The 24,211-nt window shown below is 44.1% G+C and carries 15 protein-coding genes and 3 pseudogenes; 11 read left to right on the top strand and 7 right to left on the bottom strand.

The window, feature by feature from the left end; all coding sequences use genetic code 11:
• Positions 1-66: 66 nt before the first annotated feature.
• Positions 67-900, bottom strand: coding sequence for a co-chaperone DjlA (gene djlA / locus CCS41_RS03825; RefSeq protein ID WP_072550578.1), 834 nt, complete (start codon positions 898-900; stop codon positions 67-69).
• Positions 901-1,030: 130 nt separating this feature from the next.
• Between djlA and lptD the strand changes: the two genes are divergently transcribed.
• From lptD to uvrB, 7 genes and pseudogenes are all read left to right on the top strand, one after another.
• Positions 1,031-3,361 (top strand): LPS assembly protein LptD, encoded by a 2,331-nt coding sequence (gene lptD / locus CCS41_RS03820; RefSeq protein ID WP_119797237.1) that lies wholly within the window; start codon positions 1,031-1,033, stop codon positions 3,359-3,361.
• Positions 3,362-3,402: 41 nt separating this feature from the next.
• Positions 3,403-4,704, top strand: coding sequence for a peptidylprolyl isomerase SurA (gene surA / locus CCS41_RS03815; RefSeq protein WP_072550576.1), 1,302 nt, complete (start codon positions 3,403-3,405; stop codon positions 4,702-4,704).
• Positions 4,682-5,731, top strand: coding sequence for a 4-hydroxythreonine-4-phosphate dehydrogenase PdxA (pdxA, locus tag CCS41_RS03810; protein ID WP_119797236.1), 1,050 nt, complete (start codon positions 4,682-4,684; stop codon positions 5,729-5,731). Before surA ends, pdxA begins: the two co-directional genes overlap by 23 nt.
• Before the next feature lie 36 nt (positions 5,732-5,767).
• Positions 5,768-6,595 (top strand): 16S rRNA (adenine(1518)-N(6)/adenine(1519)-N(6))-dimethyltransferase RsmA, encoded by an 828-nt coding sequence (gene rsmA / locus CCS41_RS03805; protein ID WP_072550574.1) that lies wholly within the window; start codon positions 5,768-5,770, stop codon positions 6,593-6,595.
• On the top strand, positions 6,595-6,972 hold the full coding sequence (apaG, locus tag CCS41_RS03800) for a Co2+/Mg2+ efflux protein ApaG (RefSeq protein WP_072550573.1): 378 nt from the start codon (positions 6,595-6,597) through the stop codon (positions 6,970-6,972). Before rsmA ends, apaG begins: the two co-directional genes overlap by 1 nt.
• A 2-nt stretch (positions 6,973-6,974) precedes the next feature.
• Positions 6,975-7,777 (top strand): annotated as a pseudogene (gene apaH, locus CCS41_RS03795) (bis(5'-nucleosyl)-tetraphosphatase (symmetrical) ApaH); the annotation flags it as partial.
• An 86-nt stretch (positions 7,778-7,863) separates the two neighbouring features.
• Positions 7,864-9,882, top strand: coding sequence for an excinuclease ABC subunit UvrB (uvrB, locus tag CCS41_RS03790; RefSeq protein ID WP_072550571.1), 2,019 nt, complete (start codon positions 7,864-7,866; stop codon positions 9,880-9,882).
• A 268-nt stretch (positions 9,883-10,150) separates the two neighbouring features.
• On the opposite strand, the gene crl is transcribed toward uvrB, so the two are convergent.
• From crl to efp, 5 genes are all read right to left on the bottom strand, one after another.
• Positions 10,151-10,549: a sigma factor-binding protein Crl gene (gene crl, locus CCS41_RS03785; RefSeq protein ID WP_072550570.1), complete on the bottom strand. Its 399-nt coding sequence runs from the start codon at positions 10,547-10,549 to the stop codon at positions 10,151-10,153.
• Positions 10,550-10,732: 183 nt separating this feature from the next.
• Positions 10,733-11,914, bottom strand: coding sequence for a Na+/H+ antiporter NhaA (nhaA, locus tag CCS41_RS03780; protein ID WP_072550569.1), 1,182 nt, complete (start codon positions 11,912-11,914; stop codon positions 10,733-10,735).
• A gap of 329 nt (positions 11,915-12,243) precedes the next feature.
• Positions 12,244-13,353, bottom strand: coding sequence for a molecular chaperone DnaJ (gene dnaJ, locus CCS41_RS03775; protein ID WP_072550568.1), 1,110 nt, complete (start codon positions 13,351-13,353; stop codon positions 12,244-12,246).
• 109 nt (positions 13,354-13,462) lie between these two features.
• The gene (dnaK, locus tag CCS41_RS03770) at positions 13,463-15,421 is read right to left on the bottom strand and encodes a molecular chaperone DnaK (protein ID WP_072550567.1); all 1,959 of its coding nucleotides are present in this window, start codon (positions 15,419-15,421) and stop codon (positions 13,463-13,465) included.
• Between the two features lie 200 nt (positions 15,422-15,621).
• Positions 15,622-16,188, bottom strand: coding sequence for an elongation factor P (gene efp, locus CCS41_RS03765; RefSeq protein WP_072550582.1), 567 nt, complete (start codon positions 16,186-16,188; stop codon positions 15,622-15,624).
• Between the two features lie 34 nt (positions 16,189-16,222).
• On the opposite strand from efp, the gene epmB reads away from it, so the two are divergent.
• From epmB to lpdA, 4 genes and pseudogenes are all read left to right on the top strand, one after another.
• Positions 16,223-17,245 carry an EF-P beta-lysylation protein EpmB gene (gene epmB / locus CCS41_RS03760; protein WP_072550566.1) on the top strand — a complete coding sequence of 341 codons (1,023 nt, stop codon included), beginning with the start codon at positions 16,223-16,225 and terminating at the stop codon, positions 17,243-17,245.
• Positions 17,246-17,446: 201 nt separating this feature from the next.
• A pseudogene (gene aceE, locus CCS41_RS03755) lies at positions 17,447-20,136 on the top strand (pyruvate dehydrogenase (acetyl-transferring), homodimeric type).
• Between the two features lie 52 nt (positions 20,137-20,188).
• Positions 20,189-21,495 (top strand): annotated as a pseudogene (locus CCS41_RS03750) (2-oxo acid dehydrogenase subunit E2); the annotation flags it as partial.
• Positions 21,496-21,531: 36 nt separating this feature from the next.
• On the top strand, positions 21,532-23,010 hold the full coding sequence (lpdA, locus tag CCS41_RS03745; protein ID WP_072550563.1) for a dihydrolipoyl dehydrogenase: 1,479 nt from the start codon (positions 21,532-21,534) through the stop codon (positions 23,008-23,010).
• A gap of 94 nt (positions 23,011-23,104) precedes the next feature.
• Here lpdA and CCS41_RS03740 read toward each other — a convergent pair whose 3' ends face one another.
• Positions 23,105-23,392 (bottom strand): GrxA family glutaredoxin, encoded by a 288-nt coding sequence (locus tag CCS41_RS03740; RefSeq protein ID WP_072550562.1) that lies wholly within the window; start codon positions 23,390-23,392, stop codon positions 23,105-23,107.
• Positions 23,393-24,211: the final 819 nt, after the last annotated feature.

Below are 24,211 nucleotides of genomic sequence, written 5' to 3'. Positions count from 1 at the left end.
CATTTTTAAATAATAATAGAGAGAGGGTTGATACTCCAAGGAATGATAATCAACCTATCGGGTAATTCACCTAAACCCAAGCTGACGCTTAATTAAATCATAAGCCGCCTGGATCTCCTGGGTTTTTTCTTTCGCCATTTCCATCATTTCAGGAGGTAAACCTTTTGCCAGTAACTTATCAGGATGATGCTCGCTCATTAATTTTCTATAGGCACGCTTAATGACCACACTGTCATCACTAGGCTTCACCCCTAATACTTTACAAGCATCCGCTAATGTAGGTACCTGAGTTGTCTGTTTAAAACTGCCCTGTTGATTTCCACCAGCATAACCTTGCCAATTTTCCTTGCTACCAAACTGACGCCCTCCTTCCATCATACTAATAAACTGATCAAACTGGGTACGAGAAATACCCAGTTCTTCGGCAATCACATACAATACCTGCCGCTCATTCGGATGGAGAGAGCCATCAGCAAAAGCCGCCTGGAATTGGATCTCTAGAAACATGCGGATCAGATCAAAATGTCCAAAACACATGTTGCGCAATTCTTTTAGCTTAGCTCTGAGTGGAAAATGCTGTTGCTTACCCTCACGAAAGGCTTGCTGTGCCGCGATACGTGCGGAACCATGCAAATGCATACGCTCCATTAATTGATTAGCGAGCTGAATATCAACCTCTGTCACTCGCCCTTTGGCTTTACTCAGGTGCCCCATCACTTGAAAAGTGCAACGGAAAAAAAGCGATTGTCGTGTTTGTTGATCGGCAAAAAACCCCCGGCGCCGCATATTGCACGCCTTGTCTACCGTATGACCAATAAACAACCCTAATAATATCCCCCAGAAACCGATACCGGACATCAATCCTAATATCAGACCGAGCAGTTTTCCCCAATACTGCATATACTCCTCAATTCATCATGCCGTCAGTTAAAATTTGCATTATCATACTCGGCATCTAGTTCATAACCCGACGGCGAAACCGACAAACAGCCTAACTTAATCTTAGCGTAACGGTGATGAGTCATAAAATATGAAAAAAAAAGCCCCAACACTGCTGGCTACCCTGATCTGGACGGTATTTTATGGCCAATACGCATTGGCTGATCTCGCCGAGCAATGTATGCTCGGTGTACCTACATACGATGAACCCTTAGTGAGCGGTGATATTAATCAACTTCCCGTTGATATCCAAGCAAATAAAACCGAAGGCCATTATCCATACAATGCGCGATTTATTGGTGACGTCATCATACAGCAAGGTAACAGTACACTGACTGCCAATCAAGTCGAACTACATCAGACGCAAAAAGACCGTCAGACCGTACCAGTACGCACTCTAACTGCAACAGGTAATGTCAACTATGACGACCCAGATATCAAGCTAAAAGGATCGAAAGGCTGGTCGAACCTGAATACCAAAGATACCAATGTGGATCAAGGTCAGTACCAAATGGTCGGTCGTCAGGGCCGTGGTGATGCCGATGTGATGAAGTTGCGCAGTGAAAACCGTTATACTATTTTAGAAAATGGAACCTTCACTTCTTGCCTGCCTGCCGATAACAGCTGGAGCATCAAAGGCTCCGAAGTCATCCATGACCGTGAAGAACAAGTTGCCGAAATATGGAATGCTCGCTTTAGAATTGGTGGAGTCCCCGTGTTCTATAGTCCTTACTTACAATTGCCTGTAGGAGATAAGCGCCGCTCCGGTTTCCTGATCCCCGATGTTGCTTACACTAGCAGTAACTATTTCGAGTTCAGCCAACCTTATTACTGGAATATTGCCCCGAATCTTGATGCCACAATCACTACGCGCTATCTGCGTAAACGGGGGATTCAATGGCAAAATCAGTTCCGTTATCTGTTAGCACCCGGAAACGGTTCTATGGCGTTAGAATGGCTACCCAACGATAAAGCTTATACGGGTACTGACATCCATGATAAAAATAAGACCCGCTGGTTATACAATTGGCGACATGGTGGTGTAATGGATAACGTATGGCGTTTCAGTGTCAATTATACCAGGATCAGTGACGCAAAATATTTTAGCGATCTGGTTTCTCCCTATGGCTCGACCACTGATGGTTATGCCACACAAATATTCAGTGCCGGTTACGCACAAAAAAGCTGGAACGCGACTCTCTCTTCTAAACAGTTCCAGGTATTTACTGGTGGGGGTAATGAAGATGCCTATCGCGCTCAGCCGCAGCTAGATATAAATTACTACAAAAATAATATCGGGCCTTTTGATCTGTATACCTATGGTCAGGTGGTGAAGTTTACTAGCGTTAACCCAAATAATCCTAAAGCTAATCGTTTTCATGTCGAATCGGCAATTAATTTGCCTTTGGCTAATAGCTGGAGCAGCCTAAATACTGAAACCAAACTGATGGCTACCCATTATCAGCAAGACGTTCCCGCGAATTTTGCCGATACCTATAAAGATTCCGTCAATAGGGTAATACCGCAATTTAAGGTTGATGGAAAAGTGGTGTTTGACCGAGTGATGGATTGGAATAGTCGCTTTACACAAACGTTGGAACCGCGAGCGCAATACCTCTACAGCCCTTACCGTAACCAGGACGATATCTATATTTACGACACCACCTTACTACAAACCGATTATAACGGTTTATTCCGTGATCGTAGCTATAGCGGTCTGGACCGCATCGCCTCTGCCAATCAAATTGCTACGGGTTTAACCTCACGTATTTTTGATGATACTCTAGTAGAACGTTTTAACGTTTCTCTTGGTCAGATTTATTACTTCAGTCATGCGGGTTCTGGGCGTAGCACTGTGATCGATGACAATGATGATATTGGCAGTCTGGTCTGGGCAGGAGACAGTAACTGGAAAATTACCGACGAATGGAGGGTGAGAGGAGGAACACAATATGACACCCGGCTAGGAAGTTTGACACAGGGTAATGGAATAATGGAGTATCGACACGATGCCGAGCGAGTATTTCAATTGAACTATCGCTACGCCAGCCCAGAATATATCAAGGCTTCGCTACCAAAACGAAAAGACAACCCCTTCTATCAACAAGGTATTTCACAGATCGGTGTTGCAACCAGTTTGCCACTAGCTGATCGTTGGGCCGTAGTGGGTGCCTATTACTATGATACCAAAGCACGTCAACCGGCTAGCGAGCTAGTCGGTTTACAATACACCACCTGTTGTTGGGCAGTAAACTTCGGTTACGAACGCAAAATCACGGGTTGGGATGGAAAATATAACAACAGTAAATATGACAACCGTATATCATTTAATCTTCAATTACGTGGTTTGAGTAGCAATTACAGCCTGGGTACTCGTGACATGTTAAGTGCAGGAATTTTGCCCTATCAAAGTGCATTTTAATTTTAACCCGCACATGCGGATGACATAAGTGGAAATAAGATATGAAGAACTGGAGAACGCTAATCCTCGGGCTAGTGGTGTGCACCAATAGCGCGTTCGCAGCACCACAGGAGATCGATAGAACCGCAGCCATCGTCAATAACGGCGTAGTACTACAAAGTGACGTCACTAATCTGATGCGGTCAGTGAAGTTGAATGCCCAGCAAACAGGCCAACAACTTCCTGACAATGTAAAATTACATCATCAAATCCTTGAACAATTGATCATGGACAGTATCCAGTTACAGATGGCCCAAAAGATGGGTATCAATATATCTGATGACGATTTGGATAAAGCCATCACCAATATTGCGATACAAAATCGGATGACGATTGATCAAATGCGCAGCCGGTTGGCAAAAGAAGGCATCGATTATAAAAACTACCGCACACAAATCCGTAAAGAAATGCTGACATCAGAAGTGCGCAATAATGAGGTTCGACGCCGTATCACCATTTTGCCACAAGAGGTTGAATCACTGGCACAACAAATCTCTAGCCAGACAGATGAAGACACAGAGCTGAATCTCAGCCACATTCTCATCCCGGTGCCAGAAAATCCGTCTCAGCAACAGAAAGATCAAGCTGAAAGACAGGCGAATAAAATCGTAGCTGAGATCAAGGAAGGCGCTGATTTTGCCAAGTTGGCTATCGCCAACTCGTCTGATCCACAAGCACTAAAAGGCGGTCAAATGGGCTGGAGTAAACGGCAAGAGCTACCAAGCTTGTTTGCCGCAAAATTACATTCAGCCAATAAAGGCGATATTATCGGTCCGATACGTTCCGGGATAGGTTTTCATATTTTAAAAATCAATGATATACGTGGAGCAGATAAAGCGATATCGATAACCGAAGTACATGCACGGCATATCCTACTCAAACCTTCGATTATGATGACCGACAATCAAGCACAAGCCAAATTACAGGCCATCGCGCAGGAAATAAAAAATGGTAAAACTCATTTTGCTACTGTCGCGAAAGAAATTTCTGAAGATCCCGGTTCTGCGGGGCAGGGTGGTGATCTCGGTTGGGCTGCACCCGATATCTATGATCCCGCTTTCCGTAATGCATTACTAAAACTCAAAAAAGGAGCGATTAGCGCGCCCGTTCATTCGTCATTTGGCTGGCATTTGATTGAATTACTTGATACACGTAAAGTAGATCGAACCGATGCTGTGCAAAAAAATCGTGCCTATCGGATGCTTTTTACCCGTAAATTTGCTGAAGAAGCTCAAAGTTGGATGCAACAACAACGTGCAGCGGCCTATGTGAAAATTCTTGATGGTCATGATGTACAAAAATAAGCCGACAAGTTATCAACCCATCGTCATTACCCCTGGCGAGCCTGCTGGGGTCGGACTGGATCTGGTGATCGCCCTCGCCCAACAGACTTGGCCGATTGAACTGGTGGTCTGTGCCGATCGTGATGCATTGCTTGAGCGTGCCGAACAACTACAGTTACCATTAAAATTGCTCGAATATCAGCCGGTTTCTCAGCAAACAAACCCGCCAATAAAAGCAGGTAAATCACAGTTGGCTAGGACATTAACCGTGCTACCAATCAAAACCAACGCGCCTGTGGTGGCAGGTAAACTTGAGGTACAAAACGGCAGTTACGTCGTGGAAACATTGGCGCGTGCCTGTGATGGTTGCCTAAACGGTGAGTTTTCAGCATTAGTTACCGGTCCAGTACAAAAAAGCATTATCAACGAAGCTGGTATTCCCTTTATCGGGCATACCGAGTTTTTTGCGGCGCGTAGCCACTGCCCAGCTGTCGTCATGATGCTAGCCACAGAAGAGCTACGAGTTGCACTGGCGACCACACATTTAGCCTTGTCACAGGTGCCCATAGCCATTACCCAAACGAGTCTGCGCCAAGTTATTACCATTCTCCATCATGATCTTAAAAATAAATTCGCTATTAATCAGCCTAAAATTTATGTCTGTGGATTGAACCCTCATGCAGGCGAAGGGGGTCATATGGGGCGTGAAGAAATAGATGTTATTATCCCGGTATTGACATCATTGCGTGAAGAAGGAATGCAACTTATTGGTCCACTGCCTGCAGACACGTTATTTCAGCCGAAATATCTGAAAGAGGCTGATGCAGTACTTGCTATGTACCATGATCAGGGATTACCGGTGTTAAAATATCAAGGCTTTGGTCGGGCAACGAATATTACTCTTGGCTTACCTTTTATTCGTACCTCAGTCGATCACGGCACTGCATTAGAACTCGCCGCAAGTGGTCAAGCCAATGCCGGCAGTTTTACCATGGCATTAAATTTAGCCATTAAAATGATAACTGACACAGGGACGCTCAAAATATGATCACAAAATTGCGTAACATCCAAATGATAAATAATAATGCATAATAGAATCCACCAAGGGCATTTTGCCCGTAAACGGTTTGGGCAAAACTTTTTAAACGATCACTGTGTTATCGATAGCATCGTTTCGGCTATTCACCCTCTGCCAGGCGAAGCAGTGATTGAAATTGGGCCAGGCTTAGGGGCATTAACCGAGCCAGTAGTAGATCGTCTGGACAAGATGACGGTCATTGAGTTGGATCGCGACCTCGCTACCCGTCTTATTAATCATCCTAAACTCAAAGATAAGCTGATTGTCCATCAGCAAGATGCCATGAAAACAGATTTTTCCGCACTCGCGAAGCTTGCAGGGCAACCGCTGCGTGTATTCGGTAATCTGCCCTATAATATTTCTACCCCATTGATGTTTCGTCTTTTCGGCTATACTAACACAATCAGTGACATGCATTTTATGTTGCAAAAAGAGGTGGTTAAGCGTTTGGTTGCCGCGCCAGATAGCAAGGCATATGGCCGTTTAACGGTAATGGCACAGTATTATTGCCGAATTATTCCCGTGCTAGAAGTACCGTCGACGGCGTTTACGCCCGCTCCTAAAGTTGACTCTGCAGTGGTGCGCTTGACGCCACACCGACAGCAACCTAATCCAGTGAGCGATATTCGTCTTCTTGGGCTCATTACCACTCAGGCGTTTAATCAGCGGCGGAAGACCATTCGTAACAGCTTAGGAGAATTATTCACTCCCGAGCAATTGACCAAGCTTAGTATCGATCCCGCTTTTAGAGCTGAAAATGTCACTGTAGCGCAATATTGTAGACTGACTAATTGGCTTTCAGATCAAGCGACCCATAGCAACAGGAGCCTTTGATGATTGAACAGCCCTTGATTTGTACACAAATACAAAGTGTCTATTTAGAAAGCCAATCGATACCTGAAGAGGAACGCTATGTCTTCGCCTACACCGTGACTATTCGCAATTTAGGACGTTCAAGAGTCCAACTACTCAGTCGTTATTGGCTCATCACGAATGGTAATGGCAGTAAAACTGAGGTTCGAGGTGATGGCGTCGTGGGAGAGCAGCCCGTCATCTTACCGGCGAGTGAATTCCAATATACCAGTGGTGCGGTTCTTGAAACACCTTTGGGTATGATGGAAGGATATTATGAAATGGTTGATCATCTCGGTCATCCGTTTCAGGTTTTGATCCCGGTTTTTCGCCTAGCTATTCCGATTATGATCCATTAATCATGTCTACCTATCTTATCGGCGATGTTCATGGCTGTTTTGCTGAACTTCGTGCTCTATTAGCACAAGTTAATTTTGATGTGCAACAAGATACATTGTGGCTAACTGGCGATTTAGTCGCCCGTGGATCCGCATCATTGGCGGTATTACGTTATCTTCGTGCTCTCGGATCTGGTGTACGCATCGTGTTGGGTAACCATGATCTGCATTTATTGGCAGTACACGCCGGTATCAGTCGTAATAAGCCGAAAGACCACCTTACCGAGTTGCTCAATGCCCACGACATCGATGAGTTGATCAATTGGCTACGCCGTCAACCCCTGTTGCAAATTGATCACGCGTTAAAACTTATCATGGTCCATGCAGGTATCAGCCCACAATGGGATATCAAAACAGCACAAAGCTGTGCCCGTGAAGTTGAAGCCGTACTCAGTAGTGACAGTTATTCACTGTTTCTCAATGCCATGTACAGTGATACACCCAATAGTTGGGATCCTGAACGTTCAGGATTGGCACGCCTACGTTTTAGCACTAATGTACTGACACGAATGCGTTACTGTTTTCCACATGGGCAACTGGATATGCTCTGTAAAGATAAACCTGAAAATGCTCCCTTTCCTTTGGCACCCTGGTTTGAGCTGCCGCGTTTGATTGATGCCGATTATGCTGTTGCTTTTGGTCACTGGGCATCCTTGCAGGGAACAGGAACACCAACAGGTATTTATGCATTGGACACGGGCTGTTGCTGGGGGGTCAACTAACCCTGTTACGTTGGGAAGATAAACGTTATTTTACACAGCCCGCAGAACATATCCCTGTTTAGTCATTATCCGTTACACACCACCCGCATACTTAATCTTCTAACCCGATGTTGTTGCAGGTAGCTAATTCATGAGTAAAGCATTTAAACTGCATACCGATTTAAAACCTGCCGGTGATCAACCCGAAGCAATCCGTCAACTGGAAAAAGGGTTGACAAACGGCCTGGCCCATCAAACCCTGCTAGGCGTAACGGGCTCGGGTAAAACCTTTACTGTGGCTAATGTCATCGCCAATGTTAACCGACCCACCATGATCCTCGCACCCAACAAAACACTGGCGGCACAACTGTACGGCGAAATGAAAGCATTTTTTCCTAACAATGCAGTGGAATATTTCGTTTCTTATTACGATTACTATCAGCCTGAAGCTTATGTCCCCAGTTCAGATACCTTTATTGAAAAAGATTCAGCGATCAATGAGCATATCGAACAAATGCGTTTATCTGCTACCAAAGCTTTGCTTGAACGACAGGACGTGATCGTTGTTGCCTCGGTATCGGCAATTTATGGTTTGGGCGATCCAGAACGCTATCTGAAAATGATATTACATCTTACTCATGGCATGATTATTAATCAGCGTAAAATCTTGGCCAGTCTGACGGAATTACAATATAAACGTAATGATCAGGTATTTCAGCGTGGTACTTTCCGGGTACGTGGTGAAGTCATCGATATCTTCCCTGCCGAATCGGATAAACAGGCGGTGCGAGTGGAATTATTTGATGAGGAAGTAGAGCGTTTATCATTGTTTGATCCCTTGACCGGTCAGTTGTTGTGTGAAGTGCCTCGTTTCACTGTGTATCCAAAAACGCATTATGCCACGCCACGTGAATCTATCCTGCAGGCAATGGAAGCAATAAAAATAGAGTTGCAACAGCGACGCCAAACCCTGTTGTCCAATAATAAACTACTGGAAGAACAGCGGATTACTCAGCGGACTCAATTTGATCTTGAAATGATGAATGAATTGGGCTACTGCTCTGGTATTGAAAATTACTCACGCTATCTTTCAGGCCGTGCGGAAGGAGAGCCACCACCGACGCTATTCGATTATTTGCCAACTGATGGCGTATTAATCGTTGATGAATCTCACGTCACTATACCGCAAATCGGCGCGATGTATAAAGGCGACCGTTCCCGCAAAGAAAATTTAGTGGCCTATGGTTTCCGCTTGCCTTCAGCATTGGATAATCGCCCAATGCGTTTTGAAGAATTTGAAGCCTTGGCACCACAAACTATCTATGTATCAGCGACACCCAGTCAATATGAATTGGAGAAATCCGCCGGTGATGTGGTTGAACAGTTAGTGCGCCCGACAGGTTTACTCGATCCTTTAATTGAAGTACGACCGGTTATCACTCAAGTCGATGACCTCTTATCAGAGATACGCAAACGAGTTGCGAGCAATGAACGAATACTGGTGACAACGCTAACCAAACGTATGGCAGAAGATCTGACCGAATATTTGCAAGAACATGGTGAACGGGTACGTTATTTGCATTCGGATATTGATACCGTAGAACGTGTTGAAATTATCCGCGATTTACGCCTTGGCAAATTTGATGTGTTAGTGGGGATTAACTTATTGCGCGAAGGGCTAGATATCCCTGAAGTCTCATTAGTCGCTATCCTGGACGCAGATAAAGAGGGCTTTTTACGTTCTGAACGTTCACTGATCCAGACTATTGGTCGTGCTGCTCGCAATCTGAATGGTAAAGCTATTTTATATGGCGATAGCATTACCGTTTCAATGGAAAAAGCCATTAATGAAACAGAACGACGACGAGCCAGACAGCATGCCTATAACGAAGAACGCGGGATCACCCCTCAGGGTCTAAACAAAAAAGTTGGCGATATACTGCAATTAGGGCAGTCTTATTCTTTACGTGGTAAGGGAAAAAATCGAGGAACGAGAGCAGAGGAGACTACAGGTAGCTATCAGGCTCTAACAGCGAAAGCGCTGGAACGTAAAATTCGTGAGTTAGAAGAGCAAATGTATATCCATGCACGAGATCTCGAGTTCGAACAGGCCTCAGTGCTGAGGGATCAAGTACAGCAGATGCGCCAGCAATTTATTGCTACTTCCTGACAAGATTCCTTTCCTCACAACAAAGTAGAAGGAGAGATTATTCTCATCGTCTTGTCATATAGCTGCGCGATTTAATTTTGATTAGCACTCAAACATGAGCCACTCCATAGATTTATTCCTCAATGTATCCATTAGCAACAAAATTAAATCGCGCAGCTATACCCTCTACCGGTTACCGCATCATAAAGCCGTTTATTAGACTTCTTGCAGAACCTACTGCATGCTGCAAGAAGTCTATTGATAGGCAACCATCATGCAAAAACACAGTTTATACCAAAAGCTCAGTACACTGATCGCTGTGATCTTGTGCTGCTTCGAGTGTCATTTCCATAGTGATTAACATATCATGCAATCGTTTATGGAAAGTTCGTAACGTGGTTTTTAACGCTTCCTGTGTTTCAGGATCTTTAATCTTTTCAGTCCGCCAGCCTTTCTCTTTACTGTATAAACCTAGCTGATAGCTGTAGGTAAATCCCTCTTCTTTAAATTTGAGTTCCATCCACCACCCCCAAAATTGACGCTTCTCTGCCATCAGTTTCACATTGACGCATATCGCTAAACAATCAAAGAAAAAATAATCGTTTTGACACTGCTCCTCACGCAAATAAGGGCCTAACACTGAGAAACTCTTCATCAATTTACTTTTTGGATGAGCGCTTAACGTCATTCTTCAGTCTCCTTGTTTTCCATCAACTTTTTTCCTAGCGCAACCTGTGACTACAGTAGACTTCTTGCAAAACTGTAGCGAGTACTGCAAAGTCAAGGCGCCTGAGTGCAGCAACCGCGCAGTACATGAAGATTGCTAGCACCCCGTAACGCAAAATGGGTATATCCTGACATATCGATAAATTTAATCGCCTTTCACCGCTCTCAGTGGCGGTAATGTGAAACGTAGCAGAAAGTAACCGACGACTGCCGCGGCAGTCGAACCAAGCAATATTCCCAGTTTAGAATAAGTGAGTAAACTGATATCCACACCGTCAAAAGCCAGTGAAGCGATAAATATTGACATAGTGAAACCGATACCACAAAGGACAGCAACCGAAAAAATCTGTTTGAAATTAATCGAATGAGGCAATTTAGCGACACCGGATTTAACGGCCAGCCAGCTAAAAACAAAAATTCCCAGTGGCTTGCCTATAAATAAACCACAGGCAATGCCTAATGGCAGTAACGCCGTTAACCCTGGGATCGACACCCCTGTTAAAGACACGCCGGCATTAGCAAAAGCAAATAAAGGTAAGATAAGGTAGGCGACCCATGGATGTAAACTGTGTTCCAGAGTCTCAGAAGGCGAGCGTTTATCCGATGTATGTAATGGTATCATAAAGCCAAGGATCACCCCTGCCAAGGTAGCATGTACGCCAGATTTAAGAATACTCACCCACAATACCAGACCGACTATCACATACACCGAGGTTTTCCCTACCCCACGCCAGTTCATATAAGCCAGTAATGCGATAGCCACCGCAGCAATACCAAGCGCCGGCAAAGAAACTTCATTAGTATAGAAAAAAGCGATGATAATGATGACCCCAAGATCATCAATAATAGCCAATGCCAACAAAAAAACTTTTAGGCTGGTTGGCACTCTATTACCCAATAAAGCCATCACCCCAAGGGCAAAGGCAATATCGGTCGCAGCAGGGATAGCCCATCCCTGACGGGTAATCTCATCCGCACCATTAAACAGTAAATAGATCACAGCAGGCACTAACATACCTCCCAGAGCAGCAATAGCCGGAAACACCGCTTTATCACGCCCCGCGAGAGATCCTTGCAATAACTCACGTTTTACTTCCAATCCCACGACCAGAAAGAAAATCGCCATCAAGCCATCGTTAATCCATAGTAATAGCGGTTTATCGATCTCCAATGAAGCAATTTTTACCACAACCGGTGTATCGATAAACATCTGATAAAAATTATACAATGGACTATTTGCGAGAGTCAGTGCCACAATTGCAGTCATTATTAAAATAAGGCCACCTGCTGCCTCTAAACGCAAAAACTGACGAATAATATTTTTCACAATGAATACCCCTTAGCATCGGATGAGGACACCAGTAGACTTCTTGCAAAACCATAGCAAGTGTGATGAAGTCAAAGCGCCTGACGTGTGCCGCAACCGCAGTGTACATGCGAGTACATGAAGATTACGAGCACCACGTAACGCAAAATTCGCAGCACGTAGTCGGTTTTGCAAGAAGTCTAGTACTTTTCCCCCGGAGTCTACACCGATTACACCACCATTACACTTAAGTGTTGATCTAACAACGAAATAAAAAATCCTCGACGAATACCGAGGATTTTTTATTTTACTCACACAGCCTGAATAGACAAGCGATAAAAATATTTTTATCAACGAGTTAAATCATCAAAAAACTTTTTAACACCGTCCAGGAAACTTTTCGAACGTGGACTATTTTTTTCATCCGCCGTACCTGAAAAACTACGCAACAACTGTTTTTGTTCTTCATTCAAGTTAACGGGTGTCTCAACGACAACACGACAGAATAAATCACCTTTATCACTACCACGGACAGATTTAACACCTTTGCCACGGAGACGGAACGACTTGTTCGTTTGCGTTTCCGCGGATATTTTTAATTTAATCCGACCCTCTAAGGTGGGTACTTCAATTTCACCCCCCAAGGCAGCTGCTGCAAAATTAATAGGGACGTCACAATACAGATCATTGCCATCACGCTTAAAAATCGGATGGGATTTTACTTCTACCTGAACGTATAAATCGCCATCACCAGCACCTTCACCAGACAAACGAATACGGTCTCCTGTATCCACGCCAGCAGGAACTTGCACCGACAAAGTTTTAGATTTTTCTCGCTGTCCCTTTCCACCACATTTACTGCACTTATCTTTAGTGATTTTGCCACTACCCGCGCAATGAGGGCAAGTTTGCTGTACAGTAAAGAAGCCTTGTTTTATACATACTTCACCATTGCCTTTGCAAGTAGGACAGGCCGGCTGAGAACTACCGGGTCTCGCACCACTGCCGTGGCAACCATCACAGGTCTTCAGGGTTGAGAAGCTAATTTCTTTGGTAACACCGCGCACAGCTTCTTCCAGTGTCAACTTCAGGTCATAACGCAGATCCGAACCACGGCGGCGTTGGCTGCTGCTCTGGCTACGCCCTCCCCCAAAAAAACTCTGAAATATATCACCCAGGTCTTCGCCAAAATCGCCACCGAAACCGGCAGCTGATGAAGGTCTCCCCATTCCGCCAGCTTGGAAAGCGGCATGACCGTATTGATCGTATGCCGCCCGTTTTTCCTTATCGCTTAAAATTTTATTAGCTTCGTTAACTTCCTTGAATTTAGCTTCAGCGTCCTTCTCCTGATTACGATCAGGATGGTATTTATTTGCTTTCTTTCTATAGGCTTTTTTGATTTCATCATCTGTCGCATTTCTACCGACGCCTAAAACCTCGTAATAATCTCTATCCGCCATTATTTCTTCCTACCCTTCACATACGCGCACGGGCGCAGAGTTGCCTCAACGCCCGTGCCGGTTTTCAGCCGTAGTAACTACTACTACCACCGTGCCCGCTTAAAGGCGATTATTTTTTATTCTTTTTTTGCTCGTCATCTTTTACTTCTTCGAACTCAGCGTCAACAATGTCATCTTCTGTTTTAGCCTTAGCACCGTTATCACTCGATCCCGATGTATCGGCTTGTTGCTGCACCGCTTCCAGTAGTTTGCTTGAGTATTGTTCCAGCTTCTGAATTTTTGCAGTCATTTCATCTTTGTCTTCACCTTTAGCCGCAGTCTTCAGTGCAGTTAACGCTTCTTCAATGGCAGTTTTATCTTCTGCCACCAACTTGTCGCCAACGTCTTTTAGCTGCTTTTCCGTGCTATGAATCAGATGATCAGCCTGATTACGTGTCTGCACCAATTGCTCAAACTTAAGGTCATTTTCAGCGTTAGCTTTCGCATCCTCTACCATTTTTTGGATTTCTGCTTCTTCCAGACCCGAGGAAGCTTTAATGGTGATCTTTTGCTCACGCCCACTGTTTTTGTCTTTCGCAGAAACATGCAAAATACCATCGGCATCAATATCAAAGGTAACTTCAATTTGAGGCATACCACGCTGTGTTGGTGCAATACCATCGAGGTTAAATTGACCCAAGGATTTATTGTCACTAACACGTTTACGTTCACCCTGTAGCACATGAATAGTTACTGCAGACTGGTTATCTTCCGCAGTAGAAAAAACTTGGCTGTGCTTGGTGGGAACAGTCGTATTCTTGGTGATTAATGCTGTCATCACCCCACCCATCGTCTCAATACCGAGTGATAACGGAGTCACATCAAGCAATAACACATCTTTCACGTCACCAGCAAGAACACCACCCTGAACGGCTGCACCGATAGCGACAGCTTCATCTGGGTTGACATCTTTACGGGGTTCTTTACCAAAGAATTCAGCAACTTTCTTCTGTACCATCGGCATACGCGTCTGACCGCCAACCAAAACGACATCCTGAATCTTATCAACAGACAGGTTAGCATCTTTCAACGCCACTTTTAACGGTTCGATGGAACGTTTGACCAAGTCCTCTACCAGTGACTCCAGTTTTGTCCTCGTCACCTTAATATTCATGTGTTTTGGACCAGAAGCATCGGCAGTAACATATGGCAGGTTAACATCCGCCTGTTGAGCGGAAGAAAGTTCGATTTTCGCTTTTTCTGCCGCTTCTTTCAGACGCTGCATTGCCAAGGGATCCTGACGTAAATCAATACCCTGTTCTTTCTTAAACTCTTCAACCAGATAATTAATCAAGCGGTTATCGAAGTCTTCACCGCCGAGATGCGTGTCGCCATTGGTTGCCAGCACTTCAAAGGTTTTCTCACCATCAGTGTCGCTGATTTCAATAATAGAGATATCGAAAGTACCCCCACCCAGATCATAAACGGCAATCGTGCGATCACCCTTTTCTTTATCTAGTCCGTAAGCCAAAGCAGCGGCGGTAGGTTCATTGATAATACGCTTTACTTCCAAACCAGCAATACGACCTGCATCTTTGGTTGCCTGACGTTGAGCATCGTTAAAATAAGCAGGTACAGTGATAACCGCCGCAGTAACCGTTTCACCGAGATAATCTTCCGCCGTTTTCTTCATTTTTTTCAGTATTTCGGCAGAAATTTGCGGAGGCGCCATCTTCTCGCCTCTCACCTCGACCCAAGCATCACCGTTATCAGCGGCAACGATCTTATACGGCATGATACCTTTATCACGTTGTGCTTCCTCGTCTTCAAAACGACGACCAATCAAACGTTTGATGGCATACAGTGTATTTTGTGGATTGGTGACAGCCTGACGCTTAGCCGGTTGCCCCACCAAAATTTCTCCATTTTCAGTATAGGCAACAACAGAAGGCGTAGTACGATCACCTTCGCTGTTTTCCAGAACACGTGCCTTTTTACCATCCATAACAGCGACACAAGAGTTCGTCGTACCCAAGTCGATACCAATAATTTTAGATCTATTCTTTTTTTGCTGCTGTTGTTCAGTCATCTGAAATTACCCCAAAAAAATTTATCATCAACCTGCGGAAGGATGGTTAATTCTCAACTGCCTATTAATTCCATCACACCACAATATTAGTTATTACAGTTAGCAGATAAGATGGGGTCATGCATCACAGCATCAAGGGGAGAAATGAAAAAAATTATTTTTTATCGCCTTAGGCCGTCTTTTTCCCAAGTTAAAAACTGTTATTTAACACGAGAAACATATTCACCAGAGCGGGTATCCACTTTAATTATTTCACCTTGTTGCACAAACAACGGTACCTTAACCACCGCACCCGTACTCAAGGTTGCCGGCTTACCACCGGTACCTGCGGTATCCCCTTTCAACCCCGGATCAGTGTCAACAATTTTAAGTTCAATAAAATTCGGCGGACTCACTGCAATTGGCTGACCATTCCACAAAGTCAAAACACATTCGGCCTGTTCCACCAGCCATTTTGCATTTGCAGCAACAGCCTTCTTATCGGCAGCTAATTGCTCAAAATTGTCGTTATTCATGAAATGCCAAAATTCACCGTCGTTATATAAATAGGTCAAGTTCATATCGACCACATCCGCCGAGGGAACAGTATCAGTAGACTTGAAAGTTTTTTCCAATAATTTACCGGAAACCAGCTTACGAATACGGGTACGGGCAAATGCCTGCCCTTTGCCTGGTTTAACGAATTCACTGTCAATAATGGAACAGGGTTCGCCGTCTAACATGATTTTAAGACCGGAACGAAATTCGTTGCTAGAATAAGTCGCCATGATGGCCCTCTCGGAGCTAGTAGCTAAATAAAAAATGACACGCATTGTAACCCTAAATACATCTGCTAGAGAAGATTGGTTGCAGCAACTCGCTGACGCCATCACCGATCCTGACGAATTGTTGCATCTTTTAGCGCTCAATAAACATCCAGATTTACCACAAGGCCGTGATGCACGTCGCCTATTTCCTCTGCGCGTTCCCAGAGCCTTCGTCGCACGCATGCAAGCCGGTAATGCCAAAGATCCCCTGCTGCTGCAAGTTCTCACCGCCCGGGAAGAGTTTATAGTTGCACCCGGTTTTACGCACGATCCTCTGGAAGAACAACGCACTGTAGTACCCGGTCTGCTGCATAAATATCATAATCGTGCACTGCTATTGGTGAAAGGAGGCTGCGCTATCAATTGTCGCTACTGCTTCCGCCGTCATTTTCCTTATCAGGATAATCAAGGCAATAAAGACAATTGGCGTCAATCATTACAATATATTCGTCAACACACTGAACTTGATGAAATCATTTTCTCCGGTGGTGATCCTTTGATGGCAAAAGATCATGAACTCAATTGGTTAATCACTGAGCTTGAAAACATTCAGCATATTAAACGACTACGTATTCATACTCGTCTGCCTGTGGTGATCCCGGCACGCATTACCAAAGCGTTGTGCCAACAGTTTTCTGATTCAAACCTACAAATATTGATGGTGACACATATCAACCATGCAAACGAAATCGATCAGCCATTGTGTGACAGCATGGCACAATTGAAACGTGCAGGAGTAACATTACTGAATCAGAGTGTCTTGCTAAGAGGTATCAATGATACTGTGATAGCACTGGTAGAACTTAGTAATGCTTTGTTTGATGCTGGTATTTTGCCCTACTACATTCATCTATTGGATAAAGTGCAGGGCGCAGCACATTTTATGATCGATGACAATGAAGCACGGCATCTAATAAAAGGACTATTAAGCCGTGTATCTGGTTATCTGGTGCCGCGCCTCGTGCGAGAAATTGGCGGTGCGATGAGTAAAACACCACTGGAACTCAAGCTCACGTAAAACTGGGTTTAAACTGCTGAGTTTGAAAATAGACGAATAGATTTGGTAAGAGGTCTACTGATATATTGTTAATGTTAAAATGAGTTGAGTATTGAGTATAATGACTTCGGTGTTTTCACCAAGAGCATGTGCTTTGTCCCTGAGAATTAAGCACAGGGTAACCGAGTATAACCCATTGAAAGACAAAGAAGGAATACCACCGTGTCAGATCGTTTACATAACGACCCAGATCCGATCGAAACCAGCGACTGGCGACAGGCTATCGAATCGGTCATCCGTGAAGAAGGTATTGAGCGTGCTCGATACCTACTAGATCAGGTTTTGAGCGAAGCCCGTAAAGGTGGCGTTAACGTGACTCCTGGTTCAATGAATATAAATTCGACAAATAATGATTACATCAATACCATTGCCGTAGAGGATGAACCCGCTTACCCCGGTAATCTCAATCTAGAGCGACGTATCCGCTCTGCTATACGTTGGAATGCCGTGATGACCGTATTACGTGCTTCGAAGAAAAATCTTGACCTAGGTGGGCACATTGCCTCTTTCCAATCTTCGGCAACTTTCTACGACGTGTGTTTTAATCATTTTTTTCGTGCTCGCAACGAAAAAGATGGTGGCGATCTGGTTTATTTCCAAGGTCATATTTCTCCGGGGATCTACGCACGTGCTTTTCTTGAAGGTCGTTTGACGCAAGAACAGATGGACAACTTCCGCCAAGAAATTGATGGAAAAGGACTTTCTTCTTACCCACATCCCCAATTAATGCCTGAATTTTGGCAATTCCCTACAGTTTCCATGGGACTAGGGCCTATCAGTGCTATCTATCAGGCAAAATTTCTCAAATACCTCGATCACCGTGGCTTGAAAAACACCTCAGCGCAAACGGTTTATGCCTTCCTGGGTGACGGTGAAATGGATGAGCCAGAATCCAAAGGCGTGATCACCATCGCCACCCGCGAAAAACTGGATAACCTGATTTTCGTTATCAACTGTAACTTACAGCGCCTTGATGGCCCGGTTACAGGTAATGGCAAAATTATTAATGAATTAGAAGGTATTTTTGCAGGTGCTGGCTGGCAAGTTCTGAAAGTTATCTGGGGAGATCGTTGGGACGCCCTATTGCGTAAAGATAGCAGCGGTAAATTGATCCAATTGATGAATGAAACTTTAGACGGTGATTATCAAACCTTCAAATCTAAAGATGGTGCTTATATTCGTAAACATTTCTTCGATCGTTTCCCTGAAACCCAAGCATTGGTCGCAGACATGAGCGACGATGAAATCTGGTCGCTAAACCGTGGTGGACATGATCCCAAGAAAGTTTTTGCCGCGTTGAAAAAAGCACAGGATACTCAGGGTAAACCGACGGTTATCCTCGCCCATACCGTCAAAGGTTACGGTATGGGTGAAACAGCAGAAGGTAAAAATACCGCTCACCAGGTGAAAAAGATGAATATGCTTGGGGTCAATCACCTGCGTGATCGTTTCGATGTGCCTGTTACCGATACTGATATCGAAAAAATGCCGTATATCACCTTCGATAAAGACTCTGAAGAATATAAATACCTACACGCCCGCCGTCAGGCATTGTCTGGCTATTTGCCAACCCGTTTAAGAAATTTCACTGAAAAACAGAAACTGGAATTGCCTGTGCTGGCAGATTTTAATTCACTGCTAACAGCACAAACGAAAGAAATCTCTACCACCATTGCCTTTGTACGAGTGTTGAATTTACTGTTGAAGAATAAATCGATCAAAGACCGCATCGTGCCTATTATTGCTGATGAAGCACGTACCTTTGGTATGGAAGGTCTGTTCCGCCAGATCGGTATTTACAGCCCCAATGGTCAACAGTACATCCCACAGGATCGCGAACAAGTTGCTTACTATAAAGAGGACGAAAAAGGGCAGATTTTGCAAGAAGGCATCAACGAGTTGGGGCGGCCGCTTCCTGGCTAGCCGCAGCGACATCATACAGCAGCAATGACTTCCCGATGATCCCGTTTTACATCTACTACTCTATGTTCGGTTTCCAGCGTATTGGTGATCTGTGCTGGGCGGCTGGTGATCAACAGGCGCGTGGCTTTCTTATCGGTGGTACTTCAGGACGTACTACTCTCAATGGTGAAGGTTTACAACACGAAGACGGTCACAGTCATATTCAATCACTGACTATCCCCAATTGTCTTTCTTACGATCCTGCCTATGCCTATGAAGTTGCGGTCATTATGCATGACGGTTTAGAACGTATGTATGGCGAAGCACAAGAAAATATTTACTATTATCTGACGACGCTCAACGAAAACTACGCAATGCCAGCGATGCCAGAAGGGGTTGAAGAAGGTATCCGTAAAGGTATTTACAAATTGGAGACGACCGATAAGGAGGGTGGCAAGGGTAAAATTCAATTAATGAGCTCAGGCGCTATTCTGCGTCATGTCCGCAAAGCGGCGCAAATCCTCTTTGAGCAATATGGTATCACTTCTGATGTTTATAGTGTCACTTCGTTTACTGAACTAGCACGTGAGGGTCAAGATTGTGAACGTTGGAATATGTTGCACCCAACAGAAAAACCACGTATCCCTTATGTCACAACAGTCATGCATGATGCACCCACGATTGCCTCTACCGATTATATGAAATTATTCGCTGAGCAGATCCGAAACTTTATTCCTGCTGGTCAATTCCGTGTATTAGGTACTGATGGCTATGGTCGCTCCGATAGCCGTGAAAACTTACGTCACCATTTTGAAATTGATGCTTCTTACGTGGTGGTTGCCGCACTGGGTGAATTGGCTAAACGTGGTGACATCAATACCAATATCGTTGCAGAAGCCATCGCTGAATTTGGCATTAATGCCGATAAAGTCAACCCACGCCTGGCGTAACAGACACACAACAGACCTAGAAATAAAAGGTAACGTATTTATGTCTATTGAAATAAAAGTACCGGATATTGGTGCCGATGAAGTGGAAGTCACCGAAATTATGGTAAAAATAGGTGATCCCGTTGAGATTGAACAATCGCTGCTCACCGTTGAAGGTGACAAGGCGTCAATGGAAATCCCTTCCCCACACGCAGGTATCATAAAAGAAATCAAAGTTGCGCTTGGTGACAAAATCGAAACCGGCAAACTGATCATGATCTGTGAGCGTGGCACCGATAGTGACACCGCGTCTGCTAATGAGGAAGAAAAACCGGCAGTGGAGCCTCCCTCAACACCTATTGCTATCGATAAAAACAATATCAATAATAACAATACCGATAGCAGTAAAATCGATAACAGTAGTGTTAGTAGCAGTAAGACAGAAAGCACAAATGAGTTTACGGAAAATTCCTCTTACGCACATGCAACACCGCTGATCCGTCGTTTGGCGCGTGAATTCGGTATTAATCTGGCAAAAGTGACCGCAACGGGCCGTAAGGGGCGTATCCTACGTGAAGACCTACAGACGTACGTGAAAAACCTGGTTAAACATACCAGCGAGGGAGGGATGTCAGATATCGGCATCTTACCTTGGCCAAAAGTTGATTTCAGTAAATTTGGTGACATCGAAGAAATCGAACTGGGTCGTATCCAAAAGATCTCTGGCGCTAATTTAAGCCGCAACTGGATCATGATCCCACATGTCACACAATTCGATGAAACCGACATCACAGAGCTTGAAGCTTTCCGTAAACAACAGAACATTGAATCAGAAAAGAAGAAATGGGATGTAAAAATCACCCCCCTGGTCTTCCTGATGAAAGCGGCGGCGCAAGCGCTAGAAACTTACCCACGTTTTAATAGCTCTCTTTCTTCCGATGCTCAAAAATTGACACTCAAAAAATATATTAATATTGGTGTCGCCGTTGATACAGCTAACGGTTTGGTCGTTCCGGTGTTCCGTGATGTTAATAAAAAAGGCGTGATTGAATTATCACGTGAACTGGCATTGATTTCCAAAAAAGCACGCGACGGTAAGCTAACCGCTGCCGATATGCAGGGGGATGCTTCACCATATCCAGCTTAGGAGGTATCGGCGGTACAGCATTTACACCTATCGTCAACGCACCGGAAGTAGCAATCCTCGGCGTCTCTAAGTCATCGATGAAGCCGATTTGGAATGGTAAGGAGTTTGTACCACGCTTAATGTTACCGCTATCACTTTCCTTTGACCATCGTGTCATCGATGGTGCTGCAGGTGCTCGCTTTGTCAGTCATATTGGCTGCCTGATGGCGGACATCCGTCGTCTTATTATGTAACGTTTTATCACCAAATAAACCCTATGAGAGAGCATAATGAATACTGAAATAAAAACTCAGGTCGTAGTACTTGGAGCAGGCCCCGCAGGATACTCTGCGGCTTTTCGCTGCGCAGATTTGGGTCTTGAAACTGTATTGGTTGAACGCCATGAGACCTTGGGCGGTGTTTGCCTCAACGTGGGTTGCATCCCCTCCAAGGCGTTATTGCATGTTGCAAAAGTCATCAACGAGGCCAAGGCACTAGGTAATCACGGCATTACATTTGGTGATCCTACCATTGACATGGAAAAAGTACGGGGCTGGAAACAAAAAGTGATCTCTCAACTGACCGGTGGTTTAGCAGGGATGGCAAAAGGCCGTAAAGTCACAGTGGTGAATGGAACAGGTAAATTTACTGGTGAGCACACATTGGTAGTAGAAGGCGAGAAAGGGATAACTAGGACTATTAATTTCGATAATGCGATTATCGCAGCAGGTTCATATCCGATTCAACTCTCGTTTATTCCCCATGATGATCCACGTGTATGGGATTCTACCGATGCACTGAAACTAGACACGATTCCTGAAAAATTACTCATCATGGGTGGTGGGATTATCGGCTTGGAAATGGGTACGGTTTACCATGCGCTAGGTTCTAAAATTGATGTGGTTGAAATGCTTGACCAAGTGATCCCCGCAGCGGACAAAGACATCGTTAAGGTATTCACTAAACGGATCAGTCAGCAATTCAACCTAATGCTGGAAACCAAAGTCACCCAAGTAGAAGCGAAAGAAGACGGTATCTATGTGACGATGGCAGGCAAAAAAGCACCCGCTGAAGCACAGCGTTATGACGCAGTACTGGTCGCGATCGGTCGAGTGCCCAACGGCAAGTCACTGGATGCGGAAAAAGCAAGGGTTAACATTGATAAACATGGCTTTATCCATGTCGACAAACAGTTACGCACCAATGTGCCACATATTTTTGCTATTGGCGATATTGTAGGCCAACCGATGCTGGCTCATAAAGGGGTACATGAAGGTCATATCGCGGCTGAAGTTATCTCGGGGAAAAAACATTATTTCGATCCTAAGGTGATCCCCTCTATCGCTTACACTGAACCAGAAGTTGCCTGGGTTGGTTTAACAGAAAAAGAACTCGTAGCAAAAGAAAAACTACAAGCAGAAAAAGATGGCACTATTTATGATGAAAAAACCAGCGAGAAAAAATATGAAACCTCTACTTTCCCGTGGGCAGCATCAGGGCGTGCGATTGCTTCTGATTGTGCCGAAGGTGTTACCAAACTGATTTTTGATAAAGAAACGCATCGTGTCATCGGAGGTGCCATCGTCGGTACCAACGGGGGCGAGCTATTGGGTGAAATCGGCCTGGCTATTGAGATGGGTTGTGATGCTGAAGATCTCGCCCTCACCATTCATGCCCATCCAACCTTGCACGAGTCTGTGGGTCTGGCTGCGGAGATCTACGAGGGTAGTATTACTGACTTGCCGAATCTAAAAGCCAAAAAAAAATAAATTCTTACCCCATTAAACCCACAAGCACCCGAGAAAATCGGCATAGGAAACAGCAGACGTCCGCTGTTTCCCTATTGTGATCCAAAGTGCCCCATCAAGGAATGCAGGATGCGCTCGTTTGATCAGTTTGACACAAGTATTTTTTAGCATAAGCCTCAAAATCTGTGCAACCACCGATATGTTGTTTATCAATAAAAATTTGTGGCACAGTCTCAACCGGTTTACCCACGCTCTTCTCCAGATCTGCTTTGCTAATACCTTCTGCGTGGATATCAATGTAACTAAATTTAAAATCATTACGTTGCGCCGCAAGCTTTTTTGCTAATTCTTGTGCACGAACACAAAAAGGACATCCAGGACGTCCAAATATCACGGTATACACACCAACATTCCTCATTTTTAAACAGGCTTTTACAAAATTATCCGGTTTTTTGACGTCTCTACTACCATCTAACTATCTAACAGCCTTGGAAAGATGTCAAATGTCATCCCATCCACACCACGCAGCAGGTTATGCAAGAGGTCTAATATTGAGTACATATTTAGCTCAAAACATGACGACACCGCCCACTATTAAAAAATAGAGGCAGAAATTTATAATTATTGTGGTCCAAGAAAAATGAAATATGCTAGATTATTCAGAATGCTATTTTGTAAACTCACAAACAAAAAAAATAGAGATCATTTTCAAAACATTCGTACCACTTTTAATATACTATAAATACACTCTACATTTTGCCATCTGAATATAAAAAAATGGATCTTAATTGGGATTAAGAATTAGAAATCTATCCTAACCATGTTAAGTCAAAACGGTATCATTTCAACTTGCCATTTTGTATATTCATTCTATTGGCAAATAGTTAATTTTTAAATATTGGACAATATAAAGTGATATGATAAACAAACAGCAATATCAGTGTATTGAGATATGAACTACAAGCTAAATAGAGATATCACAGTCTTCATCCTTTATTTAGGTTAATGACTTTGTCAATTAATTTAAACAAAATATTACTCACGCTTACTGTATTTATTGTTGAGGAGAAAAAATTCACAGGAAAAAAAGTAGCAATTATCTGTTATTCTGATTAATAATAGACCTCTTGCTAAGCCCATAGCTTGTGGTACGTACGAGAGCCGCAGATTTCGAATAGGCTCTAAGGAGTGTAAAGCTACGATGGATGCTTATTCTTTAATT

This window comes from Candidatus Fukatsuia symbiotica, from assembly GCF_003122425.1.
GTDB classification, from domain to species: domain Bacteria; phylum Pseudomonadota; class Gammaproteobacteria; order Enterobacterales; family Enterobacteriaceae; genus Fukatsuia; species Fukatsuia symbiotica.
This window is presented reverse-complemented; position numbering and strand designations above follow the sequence as displayed.

Excerpts from the sequence above, each read along its gene's own strand:
- rsmA (WP_072550574.1), top strand. The coding sequence starts at position 5,768 with ATGCATAATAGAATCCACCAAGGGCATTTTGCCCGTAAACGGTTTGGG.
- epmB (WP_072550566.1), top strand. The coding sequence starts at position 16,223 with ATGACACGCATTGTAACCCTAAATACATCTGCTAGAGAAGATTGGTTG.
- uvrB (WP_072550571.1), top strand. The coding sequence starts at position 7,864 with ATGAGTAAAGCATTTAAACTGCATACCGATTTAAAACCTGCCGGTGAT.
- djlA (WP_072550578.1), bottom strand. The coding sequence starts at position 900 with ATGCAGTATTGGGGAAAACTGCTCGGTCTGATATTAGGATTGATGTCC.
- dnaJ (WP_072550568.1), bottom strand. The coding sequence starts at position 13,353 with ATGGCGGATAGAGATTATTACGAGGTTTTAGGCGTCGGTAGAAATGCG.
- efp (WP_072550582.1), bottom strand. The coding sequence starts at position 16,188 with ATGGCGACTTATTCTAGCAACGAATTTCGTTCCGGTCTTAAAATCATG.
- surA (WP_072550576.1), top strand. The coding sequence starts at position 3,403 with ATGAAGAACTGGAGAACGCTAATCCTCGGGCTAGTGGTGTGCACCAAT.
- apaG (WP_072550573.1), top strand. The coding sequence starts at position 6,595 with ATGATTGAACAGCCCTTGATTTGTACACAAATACAAAGTGTCTATTTA.
- pdxA (WP_119797236.1), top strand. The coding sequence starts at position 4,682 with ATGGTCATGATGTACAAAAATAAGCCGACAAGTTATCAACCCATCGTC.
- crl (WP_072550570.1), bottom strand. The coding sequence starts at position 10,549 with ATGACGTTAAGCGCTCATCCAAAAAGTAAATTGATGAAGAGTTTCTCA.
- lpdA (WP_072550563.1), top strand. The coding sequence starts at position 21,532 with ATGAATACTGAAATAAAAACTCAGGTCGTAGTACTTGGAGCAGGCCCC.
- lptD (WP_119797237.1), top strand. The coding sequence starts at position 1,031 with ATGAAAAAAAAAGCCCCAACACTGCTGGCTACCCTGATCTGGACGGTA.
- dnaK (WP_072550567.1), bottom strand. The coding sequence starts at position 15,421 with ATGACTGAACAACAGCAGCAAAAAAAGAATAGATCTAAAATTATTGGT.